Source organism: Streptomyces sp. NPDC058284 (assembly GCF_042881135.1).
Lineage (GTDB): Bacteria > Actinomycetota > Actinomycetes > Streptomycetales > Streptomycetaceae > Streptomyces.
The window spans coordinates 84,338-105,239 of record NZ_JBHVYE010000025.1 but is presented as its reverse complement, the minus strand read 5'-3'; the positions used below and the strand labels follow the sequence as shown (position 1 = coordinate 105,239).

Here is a 20,902-nt window from a genome sequence, read left to right as displayed (position 1 = left end):
AGGGCGCTCCCTGCTTCAGGGGGCGCCCTCGTTCACGTACAGGTACGGGTAGGCGTACGGGTACGGGTACGGGTAGGCGTACAGGTACGGGTACGCGTACGGGTGCTGCTGCTCAGCGGACGGCGCTGTCTCAGCCCGCGAGGAGCTGCTTGACCGTGGCGGCGACGCGGCCGCCCTCGGCCAGACCCGCGACCTTCGGGTTCACGATCTTCATGACCTGGCCCATGGCGCGCGGGCCCTCGGCGCCGGCGGCCCTGGCCTCCTCGACGGCCTGCGCGACGATCGCCTTGAGCTCGTCGTCGGAGAGCTGCTTGGGAAGGTACTCGGCGAGGATCTCGCCCTCCGCCTTCTCCCGCTCCGCCTGCTCGGTGCGCCCGGCCTGCCCGAAGGCCTCGGCGGCCTCACGGCGCTTCTTCGCCTCGCGGGCGATCACCTTCTGCACGTCGTCGTCGGAGAGCTCGCGGGCCTCGGTGCCCGCCACCTCCTCCTTCGTGACGGCGGTGAGGGTCAGCCGGAGCGTCGAGGAGCGCAGCTCGTCGCGCCCCCGGATCGCGGCGGTGAGGTCTTCCTGCAGCTTCGACTTGAGCGTGGTCATGGGTCGATTGTGGCAGGTCCACGGGATGTTCCGCCCGCCGATTTCCTCCGGGGGCCGGGGGGTTGCCCGGACGCCGCTGCCGGACGCCGCTGCCGGACGGTGCCCGTCCGGGGTCTGACACGATGGGGGGATGCGCGCGCGATACGCAGTACCCCTGGGCATCACGGCGACGGCTGCGGCCGGTCTCGCCTACTCGGTGGGCTTCGAGGCCCGTTCCTTCCGGCTGCGGCGGGTCACCGTGCCCGTACTGCCGACGGGGATGCGCCCCCTGAGAGTCCTCCAGGTCTCCGACATCCACATGGTGTCCGGACAGCGCAAGAAGCAGCGGTGGCTGCGCTCGCTGGCGGGCCTGCGCCCCGACTTCGTGATCAACACAGGCGACAACCTGTCCGACCCGGAGGGCGTCCCGGAGACGCTGGACGCGCTCGGCCCGCTGATGGAGTTCCCCGGGGCGTACGTCTTCGGCTCGAACGACTACTACGGCCCCAAGCCCCGCAACCCCGCCCGCTACCTGGTCGAGAAGGTCCAGGGCAAGCACGGTCTGAACGGCAACGCACCCGCCGTCGGCGTCATCCACAACCCCTGGGAGGGCCTGCGCGACGGGTTCGACGCCGCGGGCTGGGTGAACCTCACGAACACGCGGGGAGCGCTGAAGATCGACGGCTACGAGATCGGGCTCACGGGTGTGGACGACCCGCACATCAAACGTGACCGGTACGCGCGCGTGGCGGGCGGTCCGGACGCCGGGGCCGACTTCTCGATGGGCATCGTGCACGCCCCGTACCTGCGCGCCCTGGACGCCTTCGCGGCCGACGGCTACCCGCTGATCCTCGCCGGCCACACCCACGGCGGGCAGGTCTGCATCCCGTTCTACGGGGCACTCGTCACCAACTGCGACCTGGACACGGACCGCGTGAAGGGCCTCTCCACGCATACGGCGGAGGGCCGCACGTCCTACATGCACGTGTCGGCGGGTTGCGGAGCGAACCGCTACACACCGATGCGGTTCGCGTGCCCTCCGGAGGCGACGCTGCTGACGTTGACGGGGCGGGGCTGACGTAGCGGCGGGGCGGGGCTGACGTAGCGGCGGGGCGGGCCTCGTCGCGGCCTCCCTTCGTCGCGGGGCTCAGTCCTCACGGGGCTGATTCCGTCACGGGCTGACCGACACGGGCGCCGTCACGGCGGACATGTGAGGGGGACGGTGCCTACGGTGGGGGCATGTTCGCTCCGATATGCCCCATACACCCGATACGCGATGTACGCCGGGCATGGCGGTCACGCCCGACTGACCGACGGGATCAGGCGTACCAACTGCGCCAGGCAGGCCAGCGACACCGGCCCCACCAGGCACGTCACCTCACCCACCTCACACGCAAGGCTGCCACCGGTCCGGAAGTTCCCGCCGAGGCGGTGGTGCCGCCCGTACGCCGTCCCCTCGCAGCCGTGTTCCGCGCGCTGCTGGCGCTGGCCGCGGTGACCGGGGTCGTGATCGACCTGTCCCTGGGGAGCCCCCTACGGGTCCTCAGCTACTTCACGATCCAGAGCAATGTGCTGGTGGCCGTGGTGCTCGGTCTCTCGGCGGGGCATGCCTGGCGGGGCCGCCGACCGCTCCCGGCCTGGCTGTCCGGCGGCACGCTCCTCTTCATCGCGATCACGGGCCTCGTCTACCACCTGATCCTGGCCGACGACACGAGCGGCTTCTCGATGACGGAGACCACTGAGGCGGTGTCCGCCATGCCCGCCATGTCAGGCTGGCACTCCGTCGCCAACCAGCTCCTGCACACCGTGACGCCGATCGGTGTGGCCCTGGACTGGCTCCTGCTCACCAGGCCGGGCGGCCTGCGCCCCCGCCATGCGGCCCTGTGGCTGCTCTACCCCCTGGCCTACCTGGCCTTCGCCCTCTCCCGCGGCGCCCTGCTCCCCCCGGGCCCGCCGGCCCGCTACCCATACCCGTTCCTGGACGTCGACATCCACGGCTACGCGGGGATCCTGGGCAACGCCGCCCTCTTCGGCCTGGCCTTCTGCGCCCTGGCCCTGCTCATCGTCGCCCTGGACCATGTCCGCCCCCAGCCCCGGCCCCGCAAAAACCGGATTTCGTCTCCGGGCGCCGGTCCGCTAAAGTAATCGGTGTCGCCACGGCCTGCACAGCAAGCCGCTGGACCAACGACATCGGGGTGTAGCGCAGCTTGGCAGCGCGCTTCGTTCGGGACGAAGAGGTCGTGGGTTCAAATCCCGCCACCCCGACAGCTGAAATACCAGGTCAAGGGCCTGATCCTCTCTGAGGGTCAGGCCCTTTCTGTGTCTCCGGAGATCGTTTGGGAGAAATCTGGGAGAAGATCTTGACCGGAGTCTCCCAGCGAGCAGCAGCCGCACCCATCTGACCACCACATCCCCGCACCCCTCTCATGTGCGCGTTCGTGAACTGGGTGCCATGCGCTCGGGAGTCGTGTTGCTGATTCGTCTCGGCAATCCGACTGACCAAACGACCTCCCTGCACAACGCCCGCCGACTCGCGACGGTCTTGACCGGGCGCATCCAACACCTCAGCTCCGGTCCTGCATCGGCGCATTTTGCGCACATGCGCGCCTCCATGCGCCCTCGCATACACCCCCCTTGCGCCCCGCGCTCTCCTTCTACAGTCTTGGAACAGCGAGGGCCGGAATGAAGTCCGACCCCGACGGGAGCAAGGTGCGGCAGATAGCCGCACCGACCTGACGTCGGCCGGATCTGCCCGCCTTGGGGGATGGGGCGGTATGAGTGCCCGACGCAGGATCCATGACAGCTTCGAACAGGCAGTCCAGGCCGCCGTGTCCGCGTTTGGAGCGGAGGTAACGCCGAAGCTGAGAGGCAGCGGGTGGCAGGAGGACCAGCTCCGGGGGCCGCTGGAGAACATGATCCGGTCCGTGTGCCGTGGCCTGGGTCTGGACGTCACCCTTATCGGCGAAGTCCCGCTCGTCGATATGGGAGCCCGCCCTGACTATGCAGTCGAGGTCGGCGGCGCTCTCGTCGGTTACATCGAGCTCAAGAAGCCGGGCACGCAGGCCGACCCGTCCTCCTTCACAGGCCGCAACGCCGAACAGTGGGCGAAGCTGCGGCTGCTCAACAATGTACTGCTCTGCGACGGGAACGAGTTCTCTGTCCACCAGCAGGGCCAGCAGGTCGGCGAAGTGGCCCACCTGCGCGGCTCGGTCCTCACCTCCGGCGCTCGGCTTGCTCCCGCCGACGGGGCGCTTGCCCGAGTGCTATGGGACTTCCTAACCTGGGAGCCGCAGACGCCCCGCACTACGAGCCAGCTCATCCGAGCAGTCGCAGGACTGTGCCAACTGCTGTCGGAAGAGGTCGGTGAGGCGATCGCGCAGGAGAAGAGCCGACGCCGTCTGCCAGCCTTTACAAAGCTGGCCAAGGACTGGCGACACTTGCTTTTCCCGGAGGCGACCGACGCCGAATTCATCGAACAGTACGGTCAAGCCGTCGTGTTCGCGCTTCTGCTCGCTCGGGTGGAGGAGATCACCTTCGAGGGCGAGACCATGCACAGTATCGCCACGAAGCTGGGCAAGAAGCACTCACTCATGGGCCAGGCGCTGGATGTCCTCGCCGGCGACTCGGTCGCTGGACTCTCCACCACGCTCAACACACTGCTCCGTGTCATCGGCGCGGTCAGATGGGATGTGCTGGACGACGGAACAGGCGACGCCTACTTCCTGCTCTACGAGCACTTCCTTCATATTTACGACCCTGAGCTGCGGATACGTACAGGCTCGTACTACACACCACGTGGCGTCGTCTCGGCCATGGCCCGACTGGTCGAGGACGTCCTGAGACGCGAGGGCTTCCGTATCCCTTCGGGCTTCGCCTCCCCTGATGTGGTCCTTGTCGATCCGGCCATGGGCACCGGTACGTTCCTGCTGTCGGCACTGGAGCTCGCTGCCGAGACCATCGCTGAAGAAGAAGGCCCAGGCGCGGTGGGCCCCCGCCTGCGAGAGATGGTGGGGCGTCGGCTGGTCGGTTTCGAGTTGCAGGTCGGCCCGTTTGCCGTCGCAGAACTGCGCATGCACGCCATGCTCAAGCAGTACGGGTCCGCGGCCCCCGCCCAGGGACTCAGGCTGTTGGTGGCCGATGCCCTGGACAGCCCGACAGCCGAATTCAACTGGATCCCTCACACCTACCGGGCGCTCGCGGAATCCCGCCGCCAGGCGAATCAGGTAAAGAGAGACGAGCGTGTCATGGTCGTCATGGGTAACCCGCCCCACGACGCCGTGAAGCGGGGTGCGGGCAAGTGGGTGGAACGAGGGGAACCCGAGGCGGACATCCCTGCCCCGCTGGCGGCCTTTCGGCAACCCGGTAACGGCAGGTACGAATCGAAGATCGCCAACCTCTACGTCTACTTCTGGCGCTGGGCCACCTGGAAGGTATTCGACGCTCACGACGACGCACCCTTCGGCGTGGTCGCGCTGATAACTCCTAAGGCATGGCTCAAAGGGCGGGCGTTCGCCGGAATGCGGCGCTATCTGCGTGAAACCGCCGACGAGGGCTGGATCATCGACCTGTCACCAGAGGGCCACCGAGCTGATGTCGCGACCCGCATCTTCCCCGAGGTCGCGCAGGAGCTATGCATCGCGATCTTCGTACGATGGCGCAATAGCCCCAGGCCGCGGACAGAGCGGCAGACCGCAAAGGTAAGGCACCTCAAAGTCGCTGGGCGCCGCGACGAGAAGATCGAACGCCTGGCGGCACTCAGCCTCGACGACTCCGAATGGCACGAGTGCGCCACGGGTAAGACGGATGCTTTCCTGCCACCCGGCAGCGACCTGTGGGAGTCCTGCCCGCAGCTGAGAGAACTGATGCCGTGGTCGTCACGTGGCGTCACGCCCGGGCGGATGTGGGTCTATGCACCGGATGAGGGGACGCTGCACAGGCGGTGGCAGCGATTGCTCGCTGCGGATTCGGAGCGACGTGCCGAGATGCTCGGACACTCTGGTGAGCGAACGCCTGCGGATAATGTTCCGCCCTTGCCAGGGGTCGCATCTCACGAACGGATACCACTCGCGGCCGAACACAGGACAAGCCCTCAAACGGTACGCATCGGATTCCGGTCATTTGACCGGCAATATGCACTACCGGACAGCCGATTGATGGAGCGAGGCAGGGCAGACCTCTGGCGAGTCCGCAGCGACCGCCAGATCTACACCATCGAGCAGAACGCCCACCCGATGGTAAACGGGCCGGCACTGGTCTTCAGCGCCCTCGTTCCCGACATGCACTACTTCAACAACCGCAGCGGTTGCGCCCGTCCTCTTTACCGCAACGCCGCCGGTACGCTGCCCAACGTCACGCCCGGCCTGCTCCCCCTGCTCTCCGAGCGGCTCGGCGTACGGATCGTCGCCGAAGATCTGCTGGCCTACCTCGCCGCGATCGCGTCCCACCCGGAGTACACGGCTCGATTCCAGGAGGACCTCGAAGTCCCTGGTGCGCGAATACCTCTCACCGCGGATCGTTGCCTGTGGGAGCGGGCTGTTGCAGTCGGCCAGCGTGTCCTGTGGCTGCATGCCTACGGTGAGCGGTACGCCGACGAGACTGCTGAGAGGCCATACGGCAGGGTGTTGCTGCCGCGCGACCGCCCTCGCTGCGTCGCGGAGATTCCAGACGATGCGGAATCCATGCCGGAGAAACTGGCATACGACCCCGTGACACAGGACCTGTGGGTCGGCAGTGGGCGGATCAGTCCGGTGCCTCGCGCGGTCCGGGAGTACGAAGTGTCCGGGATGAACGTTCTCGACAAGTGGTTTGGCTACCGCCGAAGGAATCCCGCCGGCAAGCGACGCCTCGAACTAGACCATGAGTTCGCTCGGTGCTGGCTTCCTTCCTGGACCACGGAACTGCTGGAGCTGCTGAACGTCCTCGGCCTGCTCGTGAGCGAAGAGCCGACACAGGCCGACCTCTTCAATGAGGTATGCGCGGGCCCACTGATCACGGTGACGGACCTGACAGCAGCGGGCATTCTTCCTGTGCCCACAGAGGCGGCCAAGCCACTGAAGGCGACGTCGGACGCGGGCGATGCACTATTCGACCTGTGAGCACAGCAGCCGCTCATCTCCCCTGTCATGCTGTGGCTCCGGCAAGACCTGGCCGCGTAAGGGGGCTCAGACAGTGGGACACCTCACTGCGCTGCTCCCTCCGGCTCATCAGCCGCAGACGGGTGGACGTACCTGCCCTCGTTAAACGGAGTGAACCACGCCTTGAACGCCATCGGCGCCAGGCCGAGAGACTCTCCGACGGCGCTCTCATCGGTGCCGTCCATGGAGTCGTCGTAGAGCCACTCGTAATCCATGTCCTCGTAGACGTTGTCAGCGAACGAGTCGAGTGCGGCCGAGACGCCGTCGTCGAGCAAGCCGAAAGTTTCCAGGGTCACGTTGGTCTCAGTCAGCAGCAGCTTCAGCGCGATTTCCTCAGCGACGCAGCTCAGCTGCTGGAAGCTGCCGCCGGTGAAGCGGGTAGTCATGGCGATCACCGTCACTAGGAAGCGGCGAGCGAAACGGGCGTCGTACTGCAGGGCGTATCGCTCGGGAAGGTCCCCGAAGTGCCACAGGGGACCGTCGCATTCAGCAGCGGTGGTGTCCTCCTCCGTCAGGGTCTGCACGTCCTGGAACAGCTCGTCCACCAAGATGTCCGTCGCGTAGACCAAGGCGCCAGCAGCGAGTTTGGCGTCTTCCGGCGAGGTGGCGAACTCGATGGCACCTTCTTCCTCGTCGTCTTCGTCGTCCAAGACGCCGAACATCACGGGCGGGAAGGAGCGCAGCTGATCTGCCCGTGCCAGCATCTGACCGCGTACCAACTCAGCTTGCGCCTCGGCGTCGTAGCCGTCACTCTCGTCTTCGGGCATGGGGCGCTCAGTATGCCGCGCCTTACGGTCTGCCAGATCATCGGGCGGGACATCGGGACCGTCTGCAGCGGCGAGACTCTCCTGGGCGAGCTCCGGGTGCAGTTCGACCTCACATCGCTCGATCTGCCAGTCAGCCAACAGCTCGGATCGCTCCAGCAGTTCACCCACCACCGACCGGACGGCCTCCTCTGCGAACTCCAGAGCCGCCGCATCCACAAACACTTTCAGAAGTGCGCCGCCTGGGTAGACGGCCACGATGGTGTCGAGAAGGTCGACTTCCATGCCGTCAGGTCCCTCGATCGCCTCGACGGAGGCAAAACCATCCTCGATGAGTGCCACCGCGCCAGCGCGTTGAAGTGGGTCCATCTCCGGAGCGCTCTTGGGTATCACGGTGTCCACAGTCACTACGTATGTCACGCCCCTGATCCTGGCAGCGATATGCCGGGCGACGGGAAGGAATCCACTTAAACGCCCGCAGTGCCCCGCAGTAGCACTACGGGGCACTGCTGAGTGGCTCAGCGCACGCGTAGGAGCTCGTTGAGCACGCGCACGGGGGACGTGGGACGCATCGCGCGTCGGACGTCGAGTGCCGCCTCCCATTGCTCGGTCAGCCCGTCCATCAGACGCTGGCGCATGCCGGACGTGACGTGGGCGTAGCGCGCGGAGACCGAGCCGTCGATATGGCCCATGCGCGCGTCCATGAGGACTTTCTCGGTGCCGAGGTCCTCCATCATCGTGCGGTGGGTGTGGCGGAGGCCGTGCGGCGTGAGGCCCTTCGCTATCGGGAGCCAGCAGGCGTCCGCCCGAGTGGCGGCGCCTCGGCCGCGGGCCGGGATGCCGGGCCACGGCTCGCCGAGGATCGGTACCGGGCGGGCCTCCTGCGGAGCCTTCTTCGGGTACCAGCCGGAGGCGGCCGGGGTGAACAGCCAGGTGGCGAAGCCGTTTCGGCGCCAGTGAGCGGCGTGCTCCGACGTGGTGCCTCCGCGTACGAACCCGAGCTCTGCAATGGCGAGTTCGACGCGTACGCGCGTGTCCTCGCGAACGCGGTCGGGGCGGTTGAGGACGTTGGAGACCGTGCCGGTGGAGACCTCGGCACGGCGGGCGACGTCGACGAGCTTCGCGCCCTGGTGGCCGCCGGTTCGTGCAGCGCCCTGGCCGCGGAAGACGTACGTCCTGCCGTGGCAGGGGCAGGGTGTCGGCTTCGTGCGGGCTATGTGGTTGAAGACCAGGGCGAAGCTCACGGCCAATGGCCACTCGCTGGCCGATTAGCTACAAGCCGGAGGCTGACACCGACGCAGTTACGGCCACGCTGACCAGTGACCTGGCAATGGCGGAGGTGGCGGAGCTGGAGCCCCGGCGGCAGGGCACTGCGAGGAAGGCCGTTCCGCTGATTAAGAAGGCCGTCGCCGCCATGCGGGCTGAGGGCGAGCGCCCCGAGACCGGCACGACATCCTGATTGCTCTGCCCGGTTCGGGAACCGCCACCTCGGCGAAGACCAGTCGGCGGCGCAGATGGTCCAGATGCGGCGGTTGGCGGGAACGCTGAGCGCCACCACCATTGCCTCATTGGGTTTACGACTGCGCGTTGAGGCCCTGGGCGCGGGGTGCTACCCACCCCCGCGTGCGCGGGGAGCACACTCCGCGACCTGCCAGGTTCGGAATAACGGCAAGAAGGCGGACCGCCCCCGCGCGTGCGGGGAGCGCGCTACAGTGCTTGAGGGCGACCCTAATAACTTGACGCATGCCTCACAATTGAATGAGCGGCGTCGGGTACATAGTTTGTTGCCAACAAAAGAGCGGGATCACGCCCGGCACAGGCGTGACCCCGCGAGGCCGGGTGTTGAGGTCCGGCCAACTGGCCGCGTATGCGGTCAGCGAAGGGTGACCGGGGACCGGCTACAGGCCGTGGCGCCTCCTCCAGTCGCTGAACCAGTCGGCAATTGCTCGACCTGCCAGCGCTGACAGGAAGGCCGCTAAGACCTTCGCTGGTCCCTTCCCCTTGTCGCGAGACTCCCCGTCGTTCATGTGTGCCTCCAATGCATCGATGGGCGTGGCATGACCACGAACTCATTTGCTGACGCTTGGAGTTGCACGCGTCGGACGGGCCGACATCGCAGAGATGACGATATGCCGTGCGGTGGAGCCGGAGAGCCACCTTCCCAAGAAGTCCCTAATCGCACCCCTTCTCCTGTATCTAGCCATAAGGGCCCTTGAATTGCGCACTCAGTGCGCCACAACGCGCACACGGCACGCAATGGAGAATCAAGGTAATCCTCCGTGCCAGGAATCTTCACAATCGGATGATGGGCATCCGCTCTTGTGTCGAATGTCAGTACCTCCCCTTACGATCCTCGCGATTGATCAGAAGGGGGCGCGTGGTGGATGTGATCCGTCGCGGAGAGCGGGGCAAGCAGAAGACCTGGCAATGGATCATGGTCCTTACAGCGCAGCGAGGACTGTGTACCTACTGTGGCCGGTCGGCCGCTACGACGATCGACCACGAGGAGCCCATCGCCAACAAGGGAGCGGACATCTGGTGGAATTTCGTTCCGGCCTGCGAAGACTGCAATCGCTGGAAGAAGGGCCGGAGTGCCAGGCGCTGGGTGGCGGACATGGACCTGCACCACAGGTACCCGAAGGCCGGCTTTGCAACGCGGGCTATGCGGCCTGCGGTCTACGCGGGCATCACGAGGCGCGTGGAGCGTGTACAACGGGAGATAGCGGACATGGATCGCCGTGAGTGGTTCCGCCTGCACTATGGGGATGAGCGGCATCGGAACAAACCCGAGCTGTACGATATCCTGGCGCGCTGCAAGGCAGAGTTGCGAGGGTATCCGCACTACCCCTGGTGCACACCGAAGCTCGGCACGTCACGCAAAGTATGTACCCGATTGATGTGCTGCGGCTACCAGCACCCGAAGGCGGAGTACATGGTGGCCTTCCTGGAGCGCGAGGAGCGCGACGCCTTCCGACGAGCTGTCTTCAACGAACGCGCCCACGAGGGGGACGTTCTGGGCCGGCTCATCAGGGAATACCTCCTCGGCCAGAAGGCACGGTGACACGGCAAAGTCCTGCTGGGTAGCGGGATCAACACCGCGTTTCGCCACTGGCCTGTGTCAACACAAGGTGAGACTGGGACCGCGGCTGCACCTCGTCTCGCCCGGAGCCGCGGCAGAATTCGAACGGCGGAAGAAGCCAGACTGCGGAAATGGCCGCGCTCGTGAGACAGGAGCGCGGCCATCGCCATGAGACAGCACGACCACCACCAGATCACAGCGTCGCCGTTGGTCACGGGCGGCGCGGCCCTACAGCCCGCTGAACCAGACGGTGTCAAGGGAGCGGAACGCCGCGCTGTAGCGTCGACGTTGAGGTCAACGGAGAGGATTCCCGCAGCATGCCGCAGCCCACGGACACCGTCCCCCGCCCCACCCCGCGTGGTCTCATCCTGGACTTCGCCGGGGTACTGACGGGCGACCCGCGCCCCGTACACCGCGCCTGGTGCGAGTCCGAAGGGCTCCTCGCAGAAGCCTGGCGGGCAACCCTCAACGACCACCCCGAGGGTCGACGGCTGTACACGGCCCTGGAGATCGGCCAGATCGGCCAGGCCGAGTGGAACGAGGGAACCGCCGCCCTGCTCGGCACGCATGTCGCCCCGGAGAACCTGATGGGACGCGCCTGGGAGAAGGTGCCGCCGGCCCGCCGGATGGCGGCGCTCGCCCGTGCCGCGAAGGGTGCGGGCTACCGGCTCGCGCTCCTGTCGAACAGCTTCGGTCTGAAGCCGTTCAACCCGTATGAGCAGGCTGGCATTTGGGACCTGTTCGATGTCCACGTGGTCTCGGAGTTGGTGGGCCTGGCGAAGCCCGACCCTGCGATCTACCAGCTCACCCTCGACCGCCTCGGCTTGCCGGGGTCGTCCTGCGTCTTCGTCGACGACCACCCAGTGAACCTCCCGCCCGCAGAGGCCCTCGGTATCACCACCGTCCTCGCGACCATCGAGGACGAGACGGTCGACGAGCTGGAGCGTTTGCTCGGGGTGAGTGCGGTACTCCCGGTGTAGGAGCTTTCCGGCCAGTCCATGAACTCCCCTTCTGCCAAAGGGTGCACGTACCCACTGCGAAGTGGGTACGGTCCAAGCCTGGCTTGATCGGCCCGGGGAGTTGCTGCCATGCAATGGTCGGAATACACCACCGCTGAACGACTCAAGACCCTCCGCAGCGGGATGACACAGGAGCAGCTGGCGGAGGCCGCCGAAGTTTCGGTCGGTGTCATACGGAAGCTGGAGCGCGGCGGTACCGCGTCCCTCCCCTCCCTGCTGAGCATCGCCTCCGCACTCGGCACCGACATCGCCGTACTCCTGGGACAGCAGGCACCGCGCCGCTCGATGAACCGCGACGAGCGGGCGGCCCTGCGCACCCTCTCCGCCGCCACTCACGACGCCGCGATCGGCATCCCCACCGACACCGAACCGGGCACCGTCGACGAGCTGCGCACCGTCGTCCAGCACGCGGACGCCGCCTACTGGGCGGGCCGGTACACCGAACTCGGCGTTCTGCTGGCGGCGCTGCTGCCGGAAGCCCGCGCCCGGTACGACGCCGCAGGTACCGGTGAGAGAGAAGTTGCGGCCGGTGTGCTCGCCGACGTCTTCCAGACCGCGGGCATGGCCGCGAACGTCTGGGGTTCGCGGGACCTCGCCTACGCGGCGCTCACGTACGGGCGGCAGATAGCGGTCCAATCCGGAGACGACCTGCGCGAGGCACATCTCGCCGCCACGACGGCGTGGGTGAACCTCCGGGACGGGCGTACGGCGCAGGGCTTTGCCCTCGCCACCGCCCAGGCCGACCGGATCGAGCCGAAGATGTCCGAGCACGACCCCGACCGGCTGTCGGTGTACGGGCAGCTCGTCACCAACGCAGCCGTGGCCGCCTCACGGGGAGGGGCCTCCGCCGATACAGCGCGCGAGTACCTGTCCCAGGCCCACGCGGTCGGCGCCCGCCTCGGCGGTGAGTACGCACGTGGCGGCCATGCCCAGCCGTACGGCCCGCTGTACGCCGCCACCCAGGCCATGAGCATCGCCGTCGCCTTGGGCGACACCGCGGGGGCACTGCGGCTCATGGACACCGTCCGGCTGGACGAGACGGTGCCGCTCGCGACGCGGGCCCGCTACGGGCTCGACGTCGCTCTGACCCATGTGGAGTGCCGCCGGTGGGAACGGGCGGCCGACACTCTGGAGGCGGTCTGCACCATGGCGCCGGGGTGGGTGCAGCACCAGATGCTTCCCGGCGTAATCATCTCGCGACTGGCAGGCGTGTCCGTGGGTCGCCTGCGCGGCCTCGCGCACGCGGCCGGCGTCCCGCTGGGCGTGCGCTGACCGCTCACCGCCACGACCCGTGGTAGTTCGGCGATCAGCAATTCCCCGACTGCCACGCTCCGTGGCAGTCCGCACCGCGCCTGTCGGTTCTATCGGTACGAGGCGTGGCAGCCCACCCCGTCCCCAACTTCCGCCGTAGCCACGGCCCGTGCCTGTTGACGGGAGAGCCGCCCCAGCAGGCTGGGGGCATGCCGAACTCCTCGTCAGGCGGCCTCGGACATGTCCCCGTCGCCGTCTACTCCTGCGCCGCCGAACCCCCTGCCGTACGCGAGGCCGAACGTCGTGCCCGCCGTTACGCCGACGCCCGCCACTGGCACGTCGCCGGGGTCTGGTCCGACGGCGACCCCGCTGCCCCCCTGGACACCCGGTCGGGCTGGTCGGCCATCACGGGCGCCCTGTCGTCCGGCCTGGTCCGGGGCATCGTCGTTGCCGGAGTCGTACACGTCACCGATGACGCCGCTCAGTTCGCTGCTCTCGGCGTCCTCATTCGCGACCGTGGCGGGTTCCTGGCCGAAGCGACGAACGGCCCCTCCCGCCACACGCCCGGCCAGCACGACCGCCGCCGCATCCTCTTCGAGGCCGCGGCCGGCTGGACGCCTTGGGGGCGCCTCATCCCCGGAACCGTCCAATGAACGGCGTACGTGCGGAGGTCGGCGATCTGGTCCGGGACGGCACCGGCAAACAGGCGATCGTTACCGACATCAAGCAGAAACGGACCTGGGTCCTGCGCCGACCGGCGGGCGGGATGTCGCACCAGTGGGAAACCGACGACCCCGACTCCCTCCACGTGCTGGAGACCCGCACGGCCCGGTCTGCCCGCCAACGGGACGCGCTGTGAGCAGCCGCCGCACACCCCCCACCCCTGTCCCCGGAAGGCGAACCCGCTGTGTACGCATTCGGCTTGTGCCTCGACCAGCGCTACCTCGTCCCCGGCCTGGCCGCCGTCGCCGCCCTCGCCGACAGTCTCACCTCCAGGGCCCGACGGGAGGCGGCGCTGCGCATCCTCACCCTCGACTTGACTCCGTCCGAGGCCGTGCTCCTCTCGCACCTAGCCCGACGCGTCGGATTCGGCTCGTTCGACCTGGCCCGTCGCGCCCCGCTGCGTACCTCGCGGATGGCGGACGCCTCGTACATCAGCGTCGCCACCTACCTGCGGTTCGAGTTCACCGCCGATTTCGTCCGACGCCCGTATCTGATCTACGTCGATGCCGACACTCTCGTACGAGGCACCCTCAGCGCACCCCTGAACGACCTGCTCCCGGGTGAGGTGGGAGCTGTGCGCGACGAGTTCGGCCCGTCGGTCGGCGACAGCCACGCCTTGCCAGGTGTCGCAGAACGCTGGCCGCATCTGAAGGGCAGTCCGTACTACAACGCTGGCCTGCTGTGGGCCCATGTCGCCGACCTACCCCGGATACGTCGCGGAGTCGGCCACACTCTGGTCCGACAGCGTCGGCACATCCACCACAACGACCAGGACGCCCTGAACCTGTGGCTCCTCCACGCCGGGCGCGTCCGGCCGGTCGGCCCCGGATACAACCGCTTCGAGCTCGGCCGCTTCCTCGAACGCGGTAACTGGGCCCGACGCGTCGTCGCCCGCTCTCCGCTCCCCGACGCCTCCGCACTCCTCATCCACTTCGTGGGACCCGAGAAGCCGTGGCAGGCCGACTGCCCCCATACCGAGGAAGTCCGGGAGTACCGCGCACACCTGAGACGCACCATGCGCCACGTCCGCGCCCTGGGCTCCGCCCACGCTGAGCAACCGGAGCTCCGATGAATACCTCGCCCGTCCTCGCGCCCGTCCCGCCCATGGTTTCGCGTGCCTGCGGCCTGTTCCTGAGAAGTCCCGCCAAGGCAGCTGAACGCCTGGCGACGGGTTCCCGAACTGCTGTCTACCGGGTCGCCCTCCACTACGGCCCGAGCGTGATCGTGAAGCTCTACTCCCACACCGCACTCCGGAACGCCCTCACCGAAGCCACAGCGATACGTGCAGTCTCGGCAGCTGTGCCCGTACCGAGTGTGCTCGGCTACGGAACCACCTCCACCGCGGGGGCCACGGCCCTGATCACCTCCGACTTGGGCCTGGACACCCTCGGCTCCGCGATGCGCTCGGGCGGCATCCTGCGCCCCCAAGCGCTCAGGGACCTCGGCACGCTCCTCGGCCGCATGCACGAGGCACCGATCGCCGGCACGGCCCCTCGGCGTCCTGTGGTCGACATGGTCGCCTCGCTGAGCCGTCGCTGCCCTTCCGACGTAATCGACCGGCTTGCGCCCGCCCTCACTCTCATCACTGGGACACCGGACGAGGCGTCGGTTGTGTGGTGTCACGGCGACCCCCATCTAGACAACGTGGTTCTGTCCGGAACCCAGCAGACCCGTCAGCTGGTCGACTTCACCGACGCCGCCCCAAGGCGCCGGGAGGCGGACCTGGCACACGCCCTCGTCATGACGGACGCCCACGGGCAGCGGGACCGCCACGCACTCCTCGGCGCCTATCCCCACAGCGTGAGCGACGCCCACCTCGATGCATGGGCTGCCTTCACCACCGTGAGCTGCTGGACCCATGCCAGCCCCGGCAACGAGCAGACCATCTGGTCCGACCAGCTGGCGGAGCTATCCCGCCGGACACCACAACTCTTCCGGCCCCGCTCGGGGCACTCCCACGCACCGCACGCGAGAAGGAGAGCCCGATGAACATCCCCGGCCTGACGGTCGTCATCCCCGCCCACAACGAGGCCGCCTACCTCCCCCGCTACCTCCCCACCGTCCTCGCATCCCTCGCCCAGTGGGAAGCCGCGAGCGGCGAACAGGGCGAAGTGATCGTGGTCGACAACGCCTCCACCGACGCCACCGCCGACATGGCCGCCACCTTCAACGTCCGCGTGATCAGCGAGCCCGTCCGCAGCATCGGCCGCGTACGCAACGCCGGAGCGACCGCCGCACGAAGCCCTCGACTGTTCTTCACCGACGCCGACGTCGCCCTGCCCACCGAAGCCCTCAAGGACGCCGTGGCCGCGATGGACTCCGGCGCCGTCGGCGGAGCGATCCCGCCCCTCTACACACCGGACCGGCTCGGGGCACGGCTCCTGTGCGCGTACTGGGACCACTACCGCACCCGCCACGGCGGCGCACAAGGCGTCGCCCAATTCACCACCGCCAGCGTGTTCGAGACGGTCGGCGGCTACCGCGAAGACCTCCTCATGAGCGAGGACGTCGACTTCTTCGCCCGCCTAACCGCCCACGGCCGCGCCACCAACGCACCGGTCAAGATCCTGGACGACCTGCGCGTACGCCCCTCCACCCGTCGCTACGACCAGTGGTCGAGCCTCCGGATGCTGTGGTGGCAGAACCCCGTTACCGCCCGCCTCCGGCTCAGCTCCCCGCGCATGTGGCGCCACTGGTACGAGACCACCGTCCGATGAACCAGGAGCCCCCGATGAACGCCACAGCCACAACCGCCCTCGCACATCCGATCGTCCTGCCGGTGCCGGACGCAACGGGGATCTACACCTTCTCCGACGACCTCGATCACGCCCACCGTGAGTGGACCGACCAGCTTGTCACCCGTCACCGTGCGCATGACCACAACGTCATCGAGTTGCTGGCCCCGCACAGCGGCCAGCCCCACTTCATCGAGCTGCGCCGCCCCGCCGGCCGCCCCGTCCTCGCCCTCGAACCGCACCACGACGACTTCGCCCTCTCGGCCTCCGGCACCTTCCTTGCCGACCCCCGCCCGCTCGCCTTGGCCACGGTCTTCACCCGCTCCACCAGCGTCCACCCCACCCTCGAAGACGCCTACAGCACCGAGTCCGCCGTCTCCCACCTCCGCGACCGCGAAGGCGCCGCCGCCCTGGCTGCGCTCGGCGCGACTCGCCTTGCCCTCGGCCACAAGGACGTGGAACCTCCGTATCGCCCGTACGACGAGGACCGCCTCGACCAGATCACGGAGCAAATTCGCACGATCGTCGCCGCCCATCCCGAGGCCGAACTCCTCGCCCCGGCCGCCGTCACCCGCCATCCCGACCATCTGCTCGTGCACGAGGCCGCAGTCCGCCTGGGCTGCCGCTGGTTCTGGGAGGACCTGGCGTTCTGGTCCACATATGCGCTCGCGGGCTGCGACCAGCACCTCTACCGCTCCCGTACACAGGCGGTGCTTGTGCCCTCGCTGGTCGACATCACCTCGGTGGTCCTCGACAAGTGCACTGTCCTGCGGATGCATGGCTCGCAGATGTACCCAGCCCAGAAGATGTACCGGCCGATCCGGCACGCCTGGACCGTCGCCGCCGACCTCCTGGGCAACTCCGGCACGTACGCGGAGCGCTTCTACCGGGCGGAGTCGCTGTGACCGTCGTCATCGCCCTCGAAGGGCCGTCGTACGCCGGAAAGTCGACGGCGGTACGACACCTGCGCGACCGTGGCTTTGAAGACCGGGCCTACATCGCGGACTGCTACGTCAAGCAGCTCGGCCGCCAGGGCACCGTGCCCCCGGCTCACACCGCGTCTGCCGACGAACAGGTCGCTGCCTTCGAGACGTTCATGGCCGTCGAGGAGGAACGCGTCTGCACGGCCCTCAGCGCCGCGAAGCCCTTCGTGATCCTCGACCGTTCCGTCGACACTCTGCTCGCGCACGCCCACGCCCTCGACGCCTTGTTCGGGTACGCCGTCCAGCACCAGCTGCGCGACCGGCTCCAAGCGCTCCCTCACCTACGCCCCGACCACACGCTGTACCTCGACGTACCCGCCGAGGCACTCGGCCTACGTCGCAAGACCGCAGGCCATACGGCTGCCGAGCCCAACTACTTCCTGCACGAGCCCACCTTCCTCACCCGTACCCGCGACTACTTCCACGCCCGCGCGCAGCCCCCGGTGTCCCGCGAGGTCACGGTGCTCCCTGCCGACGCCAGCAGGGACGACATTGCCCACACGGTCGAGGCTCTCGTCTCATTCTGGATGGGGTGATCCTTCCGTGCCCACCGTCCTCTTCGCCTGGCGCCGCACTCCGCCACCGCTCCTCATCGGCGGCGCTGAAGTCACCCAGCAGCTCCTGGCCGAGGAATTCGCCGCCGCAGGCTGGCAGGTCGTCTACCTGGGCTCACACCAGGCCCCCTGGGACCAGACCACGCAACTCCCCCAGTTGCGCAGCCTCCTCGACGCACACCGCTCCCCGTACGAGGAGGACCAGAGAGGGCTCCGCTACCGATGGAACGATGTGGACTGCATCGCCGTACCGCAGGAGGGGATCACCTCCGCCCTCCACGAGTTGCTGGCTGGCCTGCGCCCCGACGTCGTATTCACCTCTCAAGAGGGTGCGGCCGACCTCGCCGAGCAAGCCCGTCCTGCAGCCCTCGTCACAGGCATCCTGCACTCCGTCTCGAAGACCGGGCTCGGGGTCCTGGCTGGACGCCCTCAATACGGCCTGGCCGTATCGGAGTTCGTACTCGGTCGCGCACCCCAGTACGACGGCACTCGCCTCGGAGTCCTCCAGCCGCCGTTCGTACAGCCCCCACAGGGGACGAACGTGCCACGAACCGGGTCGCTGCTGATGGTCAACCCAATCCCGGCGAAGGGTTCCGCCCTCCTGCACGAGATCATCCGTGTAATGCCCGACCAGCACTTCACGCTGGTCGAAGGCTGGTGGAACACCGCCGCCGAGTTCGCCGCCTGCCCGAACGTGACCTACGTCCCCCGCACCTACGACATGGACACCCTCTACCGAAGTCACCGCCTGCTGCTGGTGCCGTCCACCGTGGAGGACGCGTTCCCCCGCGTGATCGTCGAAGCCGCGCTGCACGGCACCCCGAGCATCGGCAGCGACCGAGGCGGCATCCCGGAAGCGATCGGCCCTCACGGGATCGTCCTCCCCCACACCGCAGACCCACGGGCCTGGGCGCACGCGATCAACACCGCCGACCACCGCACCCTGGGCAACCAAGCCCAGCGCCACGCGGCACGCTTCTCCGGCCCCAAGCTGCCGGAACTCGCAGTGCTCGGGATCTACCCCGCGACGAACGCGCCCTCGACCTGATCGAGCCGCTCCGTCCACCAGTGCAGCAACGCCTCGTCCGCGGTGAAGAGTTCGTCGAAGGAGAAGTCACCGCGGTCGTAGTGGAACTCCAACTGCCAGAAGTCCGTCATCCGCTTCCACCACAACCGCCGCAGGCCGTCCAGCAGCGCGGACGCCTCCAGCGGCACCACCGACCGATATCCACCGACGAACGCCGACACCCGGTCGAGATCGAACACCCCGTCCACTCCGAACTGCACCTGGGCCGTCCGCGCGACCTCTTCGGCGTAAGGCCGGATGCCGACGCGGTCCCAGTCGAGGATGGCGGTCAGCTCGCCGCCGGCCCACAGCAGATTCCGGTACTGGACGTCACCATGCGTCCACCCATGCCTGCCACCAGGGGCCTCGCCCTGTGGGCGTCGGTCGGCGTACTTGCCGATCAGCGTACGTCGCTGCTCCAGGGCCGCCGCTGCCGCCGTATCGAAAGCGGCGCCGGCCCCCTTGTCCTCCAGCAGTCCGGACAACCGTTCCGACTTCTCCACCGCTCGCTCCGGCGTCGCCACCTCGGAGGCCACCGTCTCAGGCACCACAGGAAGCAGACCGCTGACGCAGGCCAGGTCGAGCCCTACGTGGAGACGCCCCAGGTGCGTCCCCAAGGAAGCGGCCTGGGACAGGCTGAGGTCCACCCCACGAAGGTGACTCCCGGCCGCCCAGGGGAAGAGGCACCAGACACCACCGTCGACCTCGGCCACCAAGGCACCGGAGACGGTGGGGATGGGAGCGCTGACCGGGATGCCCTCGCCGGCCAGCGCATCCAACACCCCAAGGTTGCGCACCAGCCGATCGAGCGACACATCGGTGACGCGCTTGAGAGCGAACGCCCCGCCTGCGGTGTCCACCTTCCAGTTCGCGTTCATCAGCCCATCGGCTAGGTAGCGCTTCTCTCGCATTGCCCCGAGGCCAAAAGCGCTGGTCAGCTCAGCGAAGACGCTGCCGGGGATATCAGTCCTGTCCATCGCGGTCGCATCAGTCACGTAAAGGACGATACGTCGCGACGGCATCCCCAGAAGCAAGGTTCACGACATGCCTAGCGGCGGGCGATCCCCCCTGACGACCAGCAGTCACCATCGTCGGCCGAACCGGTGAACCAGGAGGCGTGACGCCTGGTCCTCCACGTCGTCCAGCGCGACAGCAGGTAGCCATGCGCGCATGGACCTCCACGACCTCCACTACCGGCACGAACTCGACCGCCGCCTGTCTCGCCTCTACTCAGCCCCCACCGCTAACGAGGACGACTGGGTGCCCTTCCCCAAGGACGCAGAAGCAGCACGAGCTCTGCTGGGCACCGTCAGTCAACTGACCGGTCATGACGTCTTCGCGCGGATCGCGAGCAGCGCACTGACGGCTCACGTTCGATACACCGACCCGAAGACCATGTCGAGCTATCCCCTCTGCCGAGACACTGCCCTCCGTAAGGAGTTCGGGGAGAGCTGGGAGCAGGCTGACTTGGGCTGGGCCGCAATCATTCTGGAAGCCGCCCGTGTCCAGATGGGGGACGCTGCCTTTGCCCCCTTCCTGCGCTGCGTCGTGGAGGCGGAGCAGGCTTCTTCCGCCCGCACCGGTGTAGACGCGAGAGCCTCCGTCTGACAAGAACCTGGTCCCGCAGACCTCGATCGTCTATCCGCCTCCATCGAGCAATCGGCTGAGCCTTGGAGCGAGCGGACCATAAAGGTCTGTCGCTCCAGCCAGCCGGTGCATCAGGATGTCCGCATGTCCATCAACGACCTGTCGCCAACAGAACGCAAGGCGCTCCTGGCTGAACGCCGAGACCTCGTGCAGGCCGGGTTCACCCGGGCCGACGTCCACGAGGTCGACGCACCCACACCGGGTCACATCGGAACGCTGATCGGCCGCGCGGAACGCTGACCGCCCGCCACTGACAGGTCAGGGCTCTCCCTGGCGGCCTCCGGAATCGCGGGGGAGGAAGCCCAGAAACAGCTGAAGCCCGAATCCTGACATCGGGCAGACGGCGTGCTCGCGTGAGCGGTGCGGGTGCGGA

General features: G+C 67.8%; 19 protein-coding genes, 1 tRNA gene and 1 pseudogene. 17 read left to right on the top strand and 4 right to left on the bottom strand.

Annotated features, from left to right (window positions below; genetic code table 11):
- Positions 1-130 precede the first annotated feature (130 nt).
- Entirely contained in the window at positions 131-595 is a 465-nt protein-coding gene (locus tag ACFVYR_RS29110) for a GatB/YqeY domain-containing protein (RefSeq protein ID WP_384261826.1), read from the bottom strand.
- A 130-nt stretch (positions 596-725) separates the two neighbouring features.
- On the opposite strand from ACFVYR_RS29110, the gene ACFVYR_RS29105 reads away from it, so the two are divergent.
- The 4 genes from ACFVYR_RS29105 (at position 726) to ACFVYR_RS29090 (ending at position 6,669) form a co-directional block, all read left to right on the top strand.
- Complete coding sequence (locus ACFVYR_RS29105; protein WP_384261824.1) at positions 726-1,652, top strand: metallophosphoesterase; 927 nt, start codon at positions 726-728, stop codon at positions 1,650-1,652.
- 386 nt (positions 1,653-2,038) lie between these two features.
- Positions 2,039-2,719: a Pr6Pr family membrane protein gene (locus tag ACFVYR_RS29100; RefSeq protein WP_384261822.1), complete on the top strand. Its 681-nt coding sequence runs from the start codon at positions 2,039-2,041 to the stop codon at positions 2,717-2,719.
- Between the two features lie 46 nt (positions 2,720-2,765).
- Positions 2,766-2,839, top strand: a tRNA-Pro gene (locus tag ACFVYR_RS29095).
- A 509-nt stretch (positions 2,840-3,348) separates the two neighbouring features.
- Positions 3,349-6,669: a type ISP restriction/modification enzyme gene (locus ACFVYR_RS29090; RefSeq protein WP_384261819.1), complete on the top strand. Its 3,321-nt coding sequence runs from the start codon at positions 3,349-3,351 to the stop codon at positions 6,667-6,669.
- Between the two features lie 83 nt (positions 6,670-6,752).
- Here the strand turns inward: ACFVYR_RS29090 and ACFVYR_RS29085 are convergent, their stop codons facing one another.
- Together ACFVYR_RS29085 and ACFVYR_RS29080 are read right to left on the bottom strand one after the other, a co-directional pair.
- Positions 6,753-7,892 (bottom strand): hypothetical protein, encoded by a 1,140-nt coding sequence (locus tag ACFVYR_RS29085; RefSeq protein ID WP_384261817.1) that lies wholly within the window; start codon positions 7,890-7,892, stop codon positions 6,753-6,755.
- Positions 7,893-7,990: 98 nt separating this feature from the next.
- Positions 7,991-8,707 (bottom strand): annotated as a pseudogene (locus ACFVYR_RS29080) (LacI family DNA-binding transcriptional regulator); the annotation flags it as partial.
- Positions 8,708-9,849: 1,142 nt separating this feature from the next.
- Between ACFVYR_RS29080 and ACFVYR_RS29075 the strand changes: the two are divergent.
- The 11 genes from ACFVYR_RS29075 to ACFVYR_RS29025 all read left to right on the top strand — a co-directional run bounded on the left by ACFVYR_RS29075 (position 9,850) and on the right by ACFVYR_RS29025 (position 18,864).
- Positions 9,850-10,533 (top strand): HNH endonuclease, encoded by a 684-nt coding sequence (locus ACFVYR_RS29075; protein ID WP_384261815.1) that lies wholly within the window; start codon positions 9,850-9,852, stop codon positions 10,531-10,533.
- 335 nt (positions 10,534-10,868) lie between these two features.
- Entirely contained in the window at positions 10,869-11,531 is a 663-nt protein-coding gene (locus ACFVYR_RS29070) for an HAD-IA family hydrolase (protein ID WP_384261812.1), read from the top strand.
- A gap of 108 nt (positions 11,532-11,639) precedes the next feature.
- Complete coding sequence (locus ACFVYR_RS29065; RefSeq protein ID WP_384261809.1) at positions 11,640-12,842, top strand: helix-turn-helix domain-containing protein; 1,203 nt, start codon at positions 11,640-11,642, stop codon at positions 12,840-12,842.
- A 188-nt stretch (positions 12,843-13,030) separates the two neighbouring features.
- Positions 13,031-13,474: a hypothetical protein gene (locus ACFVYR_RS29060; RefSeq protein ID WP_384261807.1), complete on the top strand. Its 444-nt coding sequence runs from the start codon at positions 13,031-13,033 to the stop codon at positions 13,472-13,474.
- On the top strand, positions 13,471-13,680 hold the full coding sequence (locus tag ACFVYR_RS29055) for a hypothetical protein (RefSeq protein ID WP_384261804.1): 210 nt from the start codon (positions 13,471-13,473) through the stop codon (positions 13,678-13,680). Before ACFVYR_RS29060 ends, ACFVYR_RS29055 begins: the two co-directional genes overlap by 4 nt.
- 48 nt (positions 13,681-13,728) lie before the next feature.
- Positions 13,729-14,616 carry a glycosyltransferase family 8 protein gene (locus ACFVYR_RS29050; protein WP_384261802.1) on the top strand — a complete coding sequence of 296 codons (888 nt, stop codon included), beginning with the start codon at positions 13,729-13,731 and terminating at the stop codon, positions 14,614-14,616.
- Positions 14,613-15,533, top strand: a complete 921-nt coding sequence (locus ACFVYR_RS29045) for a phosphotransferase family protein (RefSeq protein WP_384261801.1) — start codon at positions 14,613-14,615, stop codon at positions 15,531-15,533. The genes ACFVYR_RS29050 and ACFVYR_RS29045 overlap by 4 nt, the downstream gene beginning before the upstream one ends.
- Complete coding sequence (locus ACFVYR_RS29040; RefSeq protein WP_384261798.1) at positions 15,530-16,261, top strand: glycosyltransferase; 732 nt, start codon at positions 15,530-15,532, stop codon at positions 16,259-16,261. Before ACFVYR_RS29045 ends, ACFVYR_RS29040 begins: the two co-directional genes overlap by 4 nt.
- Before the next feature lie 14 nt (positions 16,262-16,275).
- On the top strand, positions 16,276-17,184 hold the full coding sequence (locus tag ACFVYR_RS29035; protein ID WP_384261796.1) for a PIG-L family deacetylase: 909 nt from the start codon (positions 16,276-16,278) through the stop codon (positions 17,182-17,184).
- Positions 17,181-17,798 (top strand): dTMP kinase, encoded by a 618-nt coding sequence (locus ACFVYR_RS29030; RefSeq protein ID WP_384261793.1) that lies wholly within the window; start codon positions 17,181-17,183, stop codon positions 17,796-17,798. Before ACFVYR_RS29035 ends, ACFVYR_RS29030 begins: the two co-directional genes overlap by 4 nt.
- 7 nt (positions 17,799-17,805) lie before the next feature.
- Positions 17,806-18,864 (top strand): glycosyltransferase, encoded by a 1,059-nt coding sequence (locus ACFVYR_RS29025; protein ID WP_384261791.1) that lies wholly within the window; start codon positions 17,806-17,808, stop codon positions 18,862-18,864.
- Here the strand turns inward: ACFVYR_RS29025 and ACFVYR_RS29020 are convergent.
- Positions 18,834-19,877: a phosphotransferase gene (locus ACFVYR_RS29020; RefSeq protein ID WP_384261789.1), complete on the bottom strand. Its 1,044-nt coding sequence runs from the start codon at positions 19,875-19,877 to the stop codon at positions 18,834-18,836. The two genes, ACFVYR_RS29025 and ACFVYR_RS29020, sit on opposite strands and share 31 nt — an antisense overlap.
- A 175-nt stretch (positions 19,878-20,052) precedes the next feature.
- On the opposite strand from ACFVYR_RS29020, the gene ACFVYR_RS29015 reads away from it, so the two are divergent.
- Positions 20,053-20,490, top strand: coding sequence for a hypothetical protein (locus tag ACFVYR_RS29015; RefSeq protein WP_384261787.1), 438 nt, complete (start codon positions 20,053-20,055; stop codon positions 20,488-20,490).
- A 123-nt stretch (positions 20,491-20,613) separates the two neighbouring features.
- Positions 20,614-20,769 carry a hypothetical protein gene (locus ACFVYR_RS29010; protein ID WP_384261786.1) on the top strand — a complete coding sequence of 52 codons (156 nt, stop codon included), beginning with the start codon at positions 20,614-20,616 and terminating at the stop codon, positions 20,767-20,769.
- Positions 20,770-20,902 lie beyond the last annotated feature (133 nt).